8 protein-coding genes and 1 pseudogene are annotated in these 12,703 nt (G+C 65.0%); 4 read left to right on the plus strand and 5 right to left on the minus strand.

From position 1 onward, the window contains the following. Positions 1-127: 127 nt before the first annotated feature. Positions 128-1,270, minus strand: a complete 1,143-nt coding sequence (locus RHIBR816_RS0129450; protein WP_026187572.1) for a TRAP transporter substrate-binding protein — start codon at positions 1,268-1,270, stop codon at positions 128-130. A 260-nt stretch (positions 1,271-1,530) separates the two neighbouring features. Between RHIBR816_RS0129450 and RHIBR816_RS0129455 the strand changes: the two genes are divergently transcribed. Continuing rightward, positions 1,531-2,886, plus strand: a complete 1,356-nt coding sequence (locus RHIBR816_RS0129455) for a sorbosone dehydrogenase family protein (protein ID WP_018240176.1) — start codon at positions 1,531-1,533, stop codon at positions 2,884-2,886. A 252-nt stretch (positions 2,887-3,138) separates the two neighbouring features. Next, positions 3,139-4,911, plus strand: coding sequence for an adenylate/guanylate cyclase domain-containing protein (locus tag RHIBR816_RS0129460; RefSeq protein WP_018240177.1), 1,773 nt, complete (start codon positions 3,139-3,141; stop codon positions 4,909-4,911). Between the two features lie 141 nt (positions 4,912-5,052). On the opposite strand, the gene ftsZ is transcribed toward RHIBR816_RS0129460, so the two are convergent. The 4 genes from ftsZ to RHIBR816_RS0129480 form a co-directional block, all read right to left on the minus strand. After that, entirely contained in the window at positions 5,053-6,090 is a 1,038-nt protein-coding gene (gene ftsZ, locus RHIBR816_RS0129465; RefSeq protein ID WP_018240178.1) for a cell division protein FtsZ, read from the minus strand. Between the two features lie 415 nt (positions 6,091-6,505). Then, positions 6,506-7,570, minus strand: coding sequence for an ABC transporter ATP-binding protein (locus RHIBR816_RS0129470; protein ID WP_018240179.1), 1,065 nt, complete (start codon positions 7,568-7,570; stop codon positions 6,506-6,508). After that, positions 7,558-9,582: an iron ABC transporter permease gene (locus tag RHIBR816_RS0129475; protein ID WP_018240180.1), complete on the minus strand. Its 2,025-nt coding sequence runs from the start codon at positions 9,580-9,582 to the stop codon at positions 7,558-7,560. Before RHIBR816_RS0129475 ends, RHIBR816_RS0129470 begins: the two co-directional genes overlap by 13 nt. A 7-nt stretch (positions 9,583-9,589) precedes the next feature. Further along, entirely contained in the window at positions 9,590-10,570 is a 981-nt protein-coding gene (locus RHIBR816_RS0129480) for an ABC transporter substrate-binding protein (RefSeq protein ID WP_018240181.1), read from the minus strand. Between the two features lie 380 nt (positions 10,571-10,950). On the opposite strand from RHIBR816_RS0129480, the pseudogene RHIBR816_RS0129485 reads away from it, so the two are divergent. Together RHIBR816_RS0129485 and RHIBR816_RS34680 are read left to right on the plus strand one after the other, a co-directional pair. Further along, a pseudogene (locus RHIBR816_RS0129485) lies at positions 10,951-11,301 on the plus strand (thiamine pyrophosphate-dependent enzyme); the annotation flags it as partial. Positions 11,302-11,543: 242 nt separating this feature from the next. Further along, positions 11,544-12,650: an AI-2E family transporter gene (locus tag RHIBR816_RS34680; protein ID WP_018240183.1), complete on the plus strand. Its 1,107-nt coding sequence runs from the start codon at positions 11,544-11,546 to the stop codon at positions 12,648-12,650. Positions 12,651-12,703 lie beyond the last annotated feature (53 nt).

A 12,703-nucleotide genomic window follows, 5' to 3' on the forward strand; every position in this document is an offset into this window, starting at 1 on the left:
CAATGCATGTCGCCCGAAAGTGTGCAGCGTTTTCGGGACAACGACATGCATTCGAACAAGGATCCAAAGCGGTTGCACGGCTCTGTTTAAATGCGACGCGCATTAGTGGCGCGTGAAAGTGAGGACGTCAGAGCGACTTCGCGACACCCTCTTTTCCGAAATAATGGTCGAATGCCAGCCGCCGGCCGACGACGGTGTCCTGTTCCCATCGCGTCGCACGCTCGGCAAAGGCGATCTGGGACTGGATGACCTCCTTGAACAGAGGGTTTTCCGCCGACTTCTTCTTCACCACCTCGTCATAGACTTCGAGCTGTCTTTTCAAGATCGCCTCCGGTGTCTTGTAGAACTTGACCTGATCGGAGGTTTGCATCGTCACATAGTCGCGCGAATAGCGGTCGATCGCCTTCCAGTGCATGTCCTGTGAGGCGGCTTCCGCCGCATTGGCGATGATCGCCTTCATCTGTTCCGGCAACTGGTCGTATCGTGCCTTGTTGAACAGAACTTCGAACTGCTCGGCGTTCTGATGATAGCTCTGCAGCATGCAAATCTTCGATACGTCCGGGAACCCGAGCACGCGGTCGGACGAGGCATTGTTGAACTCCGCCGCATCGAGCAGGCCGCGATCGAGCGCAGCGACGATCTCGCCGCCCGGCAAGGCGTTGACGGCCGCGCCGAGCCCGGTGAAGACGTCGATCGAAATGCCGACCGTACGGAATTTGAGGCCCTGGATATCTTCGGCCTTGGCGACCGGGTTCTTGAACCAGCCGAGCGGCTGCGTCGGCATCGGACCGTAGAGGAACGACACGACATTGGCGCCGATCGATTCATAGAGCTTGACAAGGAGTTCCTTGCCGCCGCCGTATTTGTGCCAGGCGAGCAGCATGTTGGCGTCCATGGCAAAGCCCGGCCCGGAGCCCCAAAGCGCGAGCGCCGATTGCTTGCCGTAGTGATAGGCGACGACGCCATGGCCGCCGTCGAGCGTCCCCTGGGATACCGCATCGAGCAGGCCGAAGGCCGGTACGACTGCACCCGCCGGCAGAACCTCGATCTTGAGGTCGCCTCCGGTCATGTCGTTGACCTTCTTGGCGAAATCGTTCGCGAACTCGTGAAAGATATCCTTCGACGGCCAGGTGCTTTGCCAGCGCATGTTGGTTGGCCCCTGCGCCTTGACAACGCTCGGCGCCGCGACTGCCGCTGCGCCTGCCATGGCAGCGCCGCTCAGGAATTGGCGACGCGACGTTTTCCCCCGGGTCCGGGTTTGTTGCTTCATCTTCTCCTCCCAGAGCCTGCGCACGTGAACCAGCCGGAACATATTTCCGCAGGCGATTCAAAGTTCTAAGAGGTCGCGCGCCCAGCGAGAGGCGTCGCGCCCCAGTCATTTTCGAGCTGCTACGAGAATACTCCCGAATGCGTTCCACGCAAAGATTGCAGGAACAGGACGGGAACGCGGCTGTTTGGTGATTGACAAGGAATATTGCCATGCGGCCGCGCGTCATACACCGAGACGGCACATGCGCTCGGAGAACTCCAATGAAGACCGGCTTTCCGCATATCTCACTCATCGTCATCCTCACGGGCGGGCTTCTCGCGGGCTGCGCCGGCGTTTCCGCGCAACGAACGGGAGCGATTGCCGGGGGCGGCGGTTACGGCCCGAATCCCACACTGCCGAAACCGAGACCGACGCTGATCCCGACGATCAAGATTGCCGAGGCAGTAGGCTGGCGGGGAGGTACGCTGCCGAAAGCGGCAAAAGGGCTGAAGGTGAATGCCTTCGCGACGGGCCTGGACCACCCGCGCTGGCTGCATGTCTTGCCGAATGGAGACGTGTTGGTCGCCGAAAGCAATGCGCCGGAGAAGAAGGATAGCGGCTTCAGCCTGCGCAAGCTGGTCATGGGCGCGGCGATGAAGCGCGCCGGCGCGGCGACGAAAAGCGCCAACCGCATCACGCTGCTGCGCGACACGAATGGTGACGGCGTTGCCGATCTGCGCCGGACATTTCTCCAAGGGCTCAATTCGCCCTTCGGCATGACCCTGTCGAACGGCCGGCTATACGTCGCCAACACCGACGCGCTGGTCGCATTCCCTTACACGAGCGGCCGGACCCGGATTACCGCAAGACCGGAAAAGATCGTCGATCTGCCCGCAGGAGCCCTGAACCATCATTGGACGAAAGACGTCATAGCCAGCGCCGATGGCCGCAAGCTTTACGTCACTGTCGGTTCCAACAGCAATGTCGGGGAGAACGGCATGGCGGCAGAGAAGAGCCGCGCCGCCGTGCTGGAGGTCGATCGGGCGAGCCGCCGCAGCCGGGTCTTTGCTTCGGGCCTGCGCAACCCGAATGGTCTTTCCTGGAACCCTCAGAGTGGCGAACTCTGGGTCGCGGTCAACGAACGCGACGAGATTGGCGACGATCTCGTGCCGGACTATATGACCTCCGTCCGCGACGGTGGCTTCTACGGCTGGCCCTACAGCTATTACGGCCGGAATGTCGATGCGCGCGTGAAGCCGCAACGTCCGGACCTCGTCGCCAAGGCAATCAAACCAGATTATGCCCTTGGCTCGCATACGGCATCGCTTGGACTGACATTCTCCAAGGGGGCCTCGTTGGGCCCAAGCTACCGAAACGGCGCATTCGTGGGCCAGCACGGTTCCTGGAACCGAAGCGTCCATAGCGGTTACAAAGTCATCTACGTGCCTTTCCGCAACGGCGAGCCCGATGGTCCGCCGAGGGACGTCCTCACCGGCTTTATCGGCGGCGACGGCAAGGCAATGGGCCGGCCGGTCGGCGTTGTCATCGACAAGACCGGCTCGCTGCTCGTTGCCGACGATGTCGGCAACGTCGTCTGGCGCGTCAGTCGGGGCTCGGCGGAAGTGGCCCGCAATTGATAGCGCTCGATGGCAAACGCCTCGGCAAGATGGACTCCCCTCTTTCTCATTGTTACTCTTTGCGGGTGGGCTGAGGGAAAGTCGCCTGGGGGTGGCTTTCCATGGCCAGCCTGCGCCTCATTTCTAGCGCATCGGCCCGAAAATCGGGTCCGATTTTCGGAAAGCACGGTGCGTCGATTCAAAGTGTTGCAGCGTCGCGCCCGTGACTTGGATTGAATCACTCGGCGTGATTCAAGACGAGGAGATCGCCTCATGAGGCGGCTGGCAGCGATCCTGGATGCAGACGTCGTCGGCTACAGCCGCATGATGGGGGTTGACGAGGCCGGAACCTTCCAGGCGCTGAAGACCTGTCACAGCACGCTGATCCTTCCGGAAATCACCGCACATAACGGTCGGATCGTAAAACAGACGGGAGACGGATTGCTGGTGGAGTTCGCGAGCGTGGTCGACGCCGTCGCCTGCGCGATGGCGATCCAGGAGATGATGCTGCAGCACAAGGGAGAGATCGACGGCCGGCGCTTGGAGCTGCGCATCGGCATCCATCTTGGCGATGTCATTGTCGAGGACGACGACATTCACGGCGATGGCGTCACCGTCGCAACGCGCCTCCAGGAAATTGCTCCGCCCGGGGGCATCTGCGTTTCGCGGCAGGTTCATGATCAGGTCGCCTCGAAGCTTGACTTCCCCGCCGTCGATTGCGGCAAGCGGAAGCTCAGCGACGCGCATGGTCCCGTTCGCATCTGGCGGTGGCAACCAGGCGGAGCGCCCGAACCGTCCCCCGCCGCCCCACCGTCGGATGAACAGCCGATACCGGGGCGTCAGCGCCCCTCGATTGCCGTCCTGCCGTTCATCAATCTCTCCAGCGTCGGCGAGCAGGAGCATTTTTCCGACGGCTTCACGGAAGAGCTCATCGCGACGCTCGCCCGCTGCCGCTGGCTCAGGGTCGTCGCCCGCAATTCGTCATTCACCTACAAGGGCAAGTCCGTCGACGTCAGGAAGGTGGCCGAGGATCTTGGCGTCAGATACGTCATCGAGGGCAGTGTTCGCCGGTCCGGAAGCCGCCTTCGCATTACCGCCCAATTGCTGAGCGGCGAAAGCGGCATGTTGCTCTGGGCGGAGCGCTATGACCGGACGCTCGACGATATTTTCGTGCTCCAGGACGAGATCGCCGGCCAGATCACCGGCACCGTCGAGCCGGAGCTCGGAATGATCGAGTTCGCTGCCCTGCGCGGGCATACCGCTGCCGACATGGATGCCTGGAACATCTATCTGAAGGGCCTTTGGCACCTCTATAAGTTCAACCTCGACGACCTGAAGATCGCCAAGGGGCATTTCGAGCGGGCTGTCGCGCTCGAGCCCACCTTCGCCCAAGCGCATGCGCGGCTGGCCTATGTCCATATTCAACTCGGCTGGTACGGCCCGCTGCAGGAACGGGCGGAGCGGATCGGCGATGCCACGAGGCTCGCCGAGCGGGCGATCGCGCTCGACAGCCGTGAACCCGCTGCGCATCTGGCACTCGGCCGGGCGCTGGCGCTCGGCGGCCAGCCGGAACGCGGCATCGACCATCTGCGCAATGCGCTTCGGCTCGACGCAAGCTTCGCCCAGGGCCACTTCGCCCTCGGGCAGGTGCTTTGCTATGTCGACCGTCCGGAGGAAGGCATTGTCGCGATCAACGAAGCATTCCGGTTGAGCCCGCGCGATCCGCACCTCTGGACCTTCCACAACATGCTGGCAATCGCTCATTACCAGTCGGGTCGGCTTGCGGAATCGATTGCCGCCGCCCGCGCCTCGCTGCGCCAGGAAAACGTCACCTTCTGGCCGGCCATGGTGCTGGCAGCCGCGCTGGGCGCAGAGGGAGCGACGGCAGAAGCACGCGAAGCGGTCGCCGCCCTCCTCTGCCGGCGCCCGGACATGACATGCGAACAGGCGCGGGCCGAATTCTATTTCGGCAGCGTGCCGGCGATGTCGGAGGATTTCATCGACCGTTTTGTCGAAGACCTGCGGCGGGCGGGTGTGCCGGCTTAGTTTCGCGCGGCGCACGGCCGTCATCCCGCTGCCGCGACCTTCTCCCCGCAAGCGGGGCGAATGAAACCCGCCGCGCCCGCTGAAGTCCCCTCTCCCCGCATGCGGGGAGGGTTAAACGCGAGGAGAGGGCAATCCGCTAAGCTACTGCAGCGTGCGCGCGGGCGATGCCGCCGCCTGCCCGTTCAACGCCTCGGGCGCTGCTGCCTCGGTGCCGCGGGCACTGTCGAGGCCGGTCGCAACGACCGAGACGCGGAAGGTGCCGTCGAGGCTGCGGTCGAAGATCGCGCCGACGACGATGTCGGCCTCGTCGTAGACTTCCTCGCGGATGCGCGTCGCCGCTTCGTCGACTTCGAAAAGCGTCATGTCCATGCCGCCGGAGATCGACACCAGCACGCCCTTGGCGCCGCGCATCGAGACCTCGTCGAGCAGCGGGTTGGCGATCGCCGCCTCCGCCGCCATCATCGCCCTGCCCTCGCCGGCTGCCTCACCCGTGCCCATCATGGCGCGGCCCATGCCCTTCATCACCGTCTTCACGTCGGCGAAGTCGAGGTTCATCAGGCCTTCCTTGACGATGAGATCGGTAATGCAGCTGACCCCGGAATAGAGCACCCGGTCGGCGATCATGAAAGCATCGGCAAAGGTGGTCTTGGCATCGGCGATACGGAACAGGTTCTGGTTGGGAATGACGATCACAGTATCGGCGCTTTCGCGCAGGCGCTCGATGCCCAGTTCCGCGGTCTGCATGCGCCGCTTGCCTTCGAAGCTGAAGGGCTTGGTGACGACCGCGACCGTCAGGATGCCGGCCCGCCGCGCGGCCTCGGCGATCACCGGCGCCGCTCCAGTGCCCGTGCCCCCGCCCATGCCGGCGGTGACGAAGCACATATGCGTGCCACCGAGGTGATCCATGATTTCGTCGATCGACTCCTGCGCCGCCGCATTGCCGATATCCGGCAGCGAGCCGGCGCCGAGACCTTCGGTTATGGCCGTGCCGAGCTGGATCCGCCGTGCCGCCTTCGACATGGAGAGCGCCTGCGCATCCGTATTGGCGGCGATGAAGTCCACGCCCTGCAGGTCTTCGGTGATCATGTTGTTGATCGCGTTGCCGCCGCCACCACCGACGCCGATGACAGTGATTTTCGGACGCATCTCGGTGATGATCGGCTTCTTGTACTCTGTCATGGCTCTTCTCCTTGGGCAGTTCCACGGCCGTCGAAAGCTGCCCGTCCCCCGGGAAACGCGATCGAATGCGGTGCGGCGCGAATCAGCGCCTCCATTCTAGGAATTCAAAAAGGCCAGGGAGAAGGCAAGAGGGGCAAAATCAAGGCAAGTCCACAGCTAGTTGGGACGTGGGCGAGTTCCGGCGCGATTTGATAGCAGAAGTTGCAGATTTCTCCGCCTCTCCCCAGTCGCTCCCGCCGCAGCATAGTCACTACCTCGCCGCCTTGTTGCCGACCGTCAGAGGAAGCGTGAGAGTTCGATGCTGGTTCCGACCTGAGGCAGTGCTTATACACAGACCCGGGTCGAGCCGCCCGCTGTTCAGGCGCCCCGGCTCGGCCGGCTTGATCTGGCCTCCCGTAGGTCCTGCTGCGCGTCCTTAGAGCCGCCAGGCACCGCTGATGATGAACGGGGCCAGGGCGCCCTCGGACAGCGCCCCGCCGCTATAGGCCTTGAGCCGCTGCCCGTCGGGAAGCACAAGCTCCAGGGCGAAGCGCTCGCCTTCGAACACACAGGAGATGACCCGCATCGGAATGCCATCGGTGCCGCGGTGGACCTGCTCCGGCCGCACCAGCACCTCGGCAAGCGGCCCGCCCCCGGCAGCGCGCGCCGCACCATCCCGCGACCCAAGCGCCGCGCGCAATACCGGCCAGCCGACCTGCCTGTCGCCATCTTCCGCCAGCGGCAGCCGCAGGATGCTGCCGCGGCCGATCAGCCCGCCGACCACCCGGCCCTCGGGCCGTGCATAGATTTCCGCCGGTGCCGCCACCTGAAGGAGCCGGCCTTCCGACATCACCGCGACGTCGGTCGCGAGCGCCATCGCCTCCGCCTGGTCGTGGGTGACATAGACCATGGTGGCGCCGGAGCGCTCGTGGAAGGTCCTGAAGGTCTCCTCCATCGCGTTCCTCAGATGCTGGTCGAGATTGGCGAGCGGCTCGTCGAGCAGCACGACATCCGGCTGGGTGACGAGGCAGCGGGCGAGCGCCACCCGCTGGCGCTGGCCGCCGGAAAGTGCTGCCGGTCGCCGCTCGGCAAGCTCGGTGAGCTTCACCAGCGACAGCGCCTCGCCGACCCGCTTCTGCCAATGGGCCCCGGAGATACCGCGCACCTTCAAGGGATAGCCGACATTCTGCGCGACCGTCATATGCGGCCAGAGCGCATAGGACTGGAACACCATCGCCATATTGCGCTTTTCCGGCGGCAGCGCGCCCGCGGCGTCCGAAAGCCGCCGCTCGCCATAGGAGATCGAGCCGTCGCTCGGCTGCTCGAAACCAGCGATCATCCGCAGCACCGTCGTCTTGCCGCAGCCCGACGGACCGAGGAGCGCCAGGAACGCCTGCCGGCGCAGCGTCAGCGAGACATCGGCGACCGCCGGCCTATCAATCCCAGGAGACTTGCCGCTGCCGAAATCCTTGCTGAGGTGGTTGAGGATCAGTTGCGCCACGGCAGCACGCCCTCCGGCAGGTATTTTGCGAAAAATTCGAGCGCCGCCATCAGCGCGATCACCAGCAGCACGACGAGCACCGAGAGCGCCGAGGCGAGGTCGGAGGAGCCGCTGTCGTCGAGATTGAAGATCGCCACACCCAGCGTCTGCGTCCCCGCCGACCAGAGCAGCGCCGAAACGGTCAGCTCGTTCGCCGCGATCAGGAAGACGAGGATGACGGAGGCGCCGGCGGCCGGCGCGATCAGCGGCAGCAGCACGTCGCGCATGCGGCGGAAGAAGCCTGCGCCGGCAAGCCGTGCCGCCTCCTCGAGCGCCGGGTCCATCTGCGCAAACGCGCTCATGACCGGCTTCAGGCTGACGGCGAGGAAGGAGGAGAAATAGGCGGCGAGGATGATCCAGATCGTACCGTAGAGCGAGACGCCGACCACCGGCAGCGGTGCCGCGAAGGTGAGGATGAAGGCGACGGCAAGCACGATGCCGGGCAGCGCGTAAGGGATCTCGATCAGGATGGCGACGAGATTGGCAAGCGCCCCCTTCCGCCGTGTCATGAGATAGGCGGCCGGGACGGTGACGGCGAGCAGCCCGAGGGCGGAGGCGGAGGCGAGGAACAGCGAATTTTTGAGCGCCGTCAGCGTGATCGACTGGCGGAAGAGGATTTCCGCATAGGCGTCGAGCGACACAGTCTTGAAATTGAGCGGCACGCCATAGGCCGGCACCAGCGAGCTTGCGACGAGCGCCAGCAGCGGCGCGACCAGCACCAGCGCCAGCAGGCTGAGGAGCAGCGCCTCGACAGCGATGCGCCACCGCCCAAGCGAAAAGGCGGCGCGGGCGCCGGAATGGCCGATCAGGCGATAGTCGCGGCCGGCGAGCGCCCGCTGCTGTACGAGAAGCCCGGCGGCAGAGATCGCCGCGATCAGCGCCGAGATCAGCGCGATCTCGCCGAAGGTGGCGGCGCCAAAACTCGCCAAGCGGCTGAAGATCAGCGTCGGCAAGGTCTCGATCCCGGCAGGAATGCCAAGAATCGCCGGAATGCCGAAATTGCCGATGCCGGAGACGAAGGCGATCGCGCCGCCGGCGATCAGCCCCGGAGCGCTGAGCGGCAGCACGATGTCGCCAAACACCCGGAACGGCCCGGCGCCCGAAAGCCGGGCCGCCTCGATGCCGTCGCGCGGGCTTGCGGCAAGCCCGGCCTTCAGCGCCAGGAAGACGAGCGGCGCATGCTGCACGCCGAGGAGAAGCGCGATGCCGGAAAGCGAATAGAGCGGCTGCGGGCTGCCGAGCGGCGGCGCCAGCCCGAGCGTCTTCAAAAGCGGGCTTGCCGGCCCCGACATCTCCACCCAGGCGAGCGCCGTCACCTGCGGCGGGATCATCATCGGCAGCATGAAGGCGAAGCTCAAGACAAGCTTGCCGCGAATGTCGGTGAGTGCCAGCGCGAAGGCAAAGAGCGAGCCTAGGAGGAGCGAGACGGCCATGCCGCCTGTGGCGGTGAGAAGCGTATTGCGGAGCGCCGCAGAGGTCGCCGGCTCGAAGATCAGCCGCGCCGCCTCGCCATCGACAAGCCCGCTCACCCCCGCTCCGGCGAGGCGAGCGAGCGGCAGAACGGAAAGCAAGAGCACCGCAGAAAGCACGAAAGGCAGCAGCCAGGCCGGCTCGCCGGACGGCGCCCGCGGCTTTTGCGGGCGGAAGCCGAACCGCCGCCCTTCCCGGCCGCCGCGCGGCGGCCTCGCCTTGAGGAAGCCGTCTTCCGTAACGTGAGGCGTCGCTGGCAGCTTGACGCCGCTCAAAGTCCGCATCAGCACGCCCGGCAGTTTTCCGGACGTCGTCTGGGGAGACTGGCTTTCCGCCGCCTCCCCTCCGCCGAAGAGAACCCGCAACCGGCCGAAGGGCCGCGCCTTCGACAGAAGACGCGGCGGAGACTCTCGCGTTTTGGACCCGGAGCCTCTTTCCGCATCCGGCGCTTCCGCAGGGGCGGGCGCGCCACGGCTGCGGGCGGTCTCGTCCGCTCGCGTCATCGGGCGATCAGTTCGTCCCAAAAATGCCCGAGAAGGTCTTGAGGTCCGCTTCGGAGTTCTGGACCGCCGCGGCGGCATCGAGCGGCAGCACCTTGATCGTCTCGCGGGCCGGGTAGCCTTCTGGCAGCGCCACGCCGTTGCGGGCCGGGATATAGCCCATCTTCGCCGCGACCTTCTGGCCTTCCTCGGAGATGAGGAAGTCGACGAATTTCTTCGCCGCCTCGACGTTCCTGGCGGTCTTCAGAATGCCGACCGGCTCGGTGACGGCCGAAACGCCCTCGGCCGGGAAGACGAATTCCACCGGCGCACCCTTGGCCTTCTCGCGGATCGCCATGAAATCGACGAGCATGCCATAGGCCTTCTCGCCAGTCGCCACCGCCTTCAACACGCCGCCATTGCCGCCGGCGGCCGTCGCGCCGTTTTCGGCAAGCGCCTTGTAATAATCCCAGCCTAGGCCGGGGATGCCGGCAAGCGTCTCGGCATGGATCAGCGCCGCGCCGGAGGTGAGCGGGCTCGGCATGGTGACCAGACCCTTCGCCTCGGGCTTGGTGAGATCCTGCCAGCCTTCCGGCTTCATCGCGGCCGAGGTGTTGTAGACGATGCCGGTGGTGATCATCTTGGTCGAATAATAGGCGCCGTCCGCATCATAGAGCGCCGCATCGTAGCCCGCCGCCTCCGGCGACTTGTGCGGCAGCAGATGCCCGCCCTCCTTCAGCCGCTGCATCGTCACCGTGTCGGCGATCAGAAGCACGTCCGCCACCGGATTGCCCGCCTCGATCTCGGCCATCAGCTTGGCCATGATCTTCGTCGTCCCCTCGCGCACCCACTCGACCTCGACGCCCGGGTTCGCCGCCTTGAACGCATTCACCGTCGCCTGCGCATCCTCGTTCGGCTGGCTGGTGTAGAGGATAAGGTTTTCGGCATACGCCGCGGTGGAAAGAAGGCCCACGACGAGCGTGGCGGCAACGGCGGAGAAAAGCGTTTTCATGGGGGTTTTGCCCTCGGTGGGAGAAAGATGCGCCGAGGGATAGAGCGGGTGTTTTACAGGGATGTGACAGGGGGGTAGGACGCAAACGTGGGTCGGCCCTAAATCGGGTCGTCAGCGAAATGGCAAGACGCTGCCAGTCGAGCGCGCAATCGAAGTTTTGAAAGCCCGACCGACACGATCCTCAAAGAATGCCGCGAACCAGAACAACTGAAATTCCAGCAGGCGTCTCAAGATGCCGCCTCGATGCAGCCAGCAATCTCTGCTGGCGAATCCCCCACTACGGTACGCGGAGTTGCGCTGAGACGCTTACTCTGTAAGGCTGCGGTATTTGACAGTGAGGGGGATCAGCGATGAAGCGACACCCTCCTGGCCAACGAGGTCTCGCCTGCCCCGATTGGAAGGTCTTCAATCTGCAGGCGGATGGAAGCGCCATGTACACGGTTCAAGGACTTTGGACGTAGGCGCGGGAGAACCTGGACGTGGTAACGATCATTTTCGCCAACCGCGCCTACGCCATCCTTCAGGCCGAAATGCGGAATGTCGGCGTTACAGCGATCGGAGCAAATGTGCGGCGCATGCTGGAACTTGAACAACCATCGCTGGATTGGATCTCGATCGCAAGAGGCATGGGAGTTGAAGCGGCGCGTGCAGAGTCCTGTGAGGAATTCAGCGATCTCCTCGACAGCGTTCTGCTGCGTCACGGACCGTTTCTTATCGAGGCGGTCATTTGACTTCGAATTGAATTCCCTGCGCATCAAAATCCACTTGATGCCCGGCCCTTCAACTGCTGCGATGTCACCGTATCGGCGATCAAAGAAGGCTTACCTGCGTCTTCCCGCCGCTCCGCCGCCGTTGTAGACTCCCGCTGCTGCCTGATCCCGTCGTCATCCGGACCGCCGCGATCACGCGGGCTATGCCGACCGTTGCGAAGCACACGGCGGCGGGGGCTAGCCGCGCCCCGGGGGAAGCCGCCATGGACGATGCGCCAGTCAAAGCCGAGCCTGCTAGCGCGCCGGCCTCGATCGAGCCGCGGGTGACCGAGTTCCTGCGGCTCGGGGTGCTGGCGCTCTTTGCCTATTGGTCGCTGACACTTGTCGCCCCCTTTGCGATCATCGCCATCTGGGCAGGCATTCTCGCCGTCGCGCTCTTTCCGCTTTTCAGGGCGCTCACCGCCCTCTTCGGCGGCCGGCCTCGCCTTGCGGCGGCGGCGATTACGCTGCTCGCCCTGGCGGTTATCGCCGGTCCGCTGGCAGCGATCGCGCTGAGCTTTGCCGAAGCGGTGCAAGCGCTTCTCGGCAAGCTGGCGGCGGGCACGCTCACCGTGCCGGCGCCGCCGGAGGCCGTGCGCGACTGGCCGCTGATCGGCGAACGGCTCCATAGCGCCTGGGCCCAGGCCTCCGGCAATATCGAGGCGACGCTGCAGCGTCTCGCCCCGTCGCTGTTGCAGGCCGGTGGCACCGTGCTTGGCAAACTCGCCGGAATCGGCGTCGATCTCATCGGCTTCATCGTTTCGGTCATCATCGCCGGCTTTCTCTTCCGTCCCGGTCCGCGGCTCGGCGAAGGGCTGAAGCTCTTCGCCCGCCGGGTCGCCGGCGAGCGCGGCGCCGGCTTCGTCGATCTTGCGGCCGCGACGATCCGCAATGTCGCGCGCGGCGTGATCGGCGTGGCGCTGCTGCAGGCCCTGCTTGCCGGGCTTGCCTTCTCGCTCTTCGGCATTCCGGCCGCAAGCGTGCTCGCCTTCGCCGTCCTCATCTTCTGCATCATCCAGATCGGCCCGGCCCCAGTCCTCCTGCCGGTCGCCATCTGGGCCTGGATGTCGATGGACACCCGCGCCGCCCTCGGCCTGACGCTGATCCTCGTCCTGATCGGGCTGATCGACAACGTCCTGAAGCCGATGCTGGTCGCCCGCGGGCTCAAGACACCGATGCTCGTCATCCTCGCCGGCGTGATCGGCGGCACGCTCTCCTATGGGCTGATCGGCCTCTTCCTCGGGCCAATCGTGCTCGGCGTCTTCTATGATCTCGTCGCCGCCTGGATTCGCTCCCAGCCGCCGCGGCAGGACGAGAGCCGACCCGCCTGATCCGCCGCACCGAGCCCCGTGCACGCCTGTCCACCTGGCACGTCATGCCCCCT

The sequence above is a fragment of the Ensifer sp. BR816 genome (assembly GCF_000378985.1).
GTDB lineage: Bacteria > Pseudomonadota > Alphaproteobacteria > Rhizobiales > Rhizobiaceae > Sinorhizobium.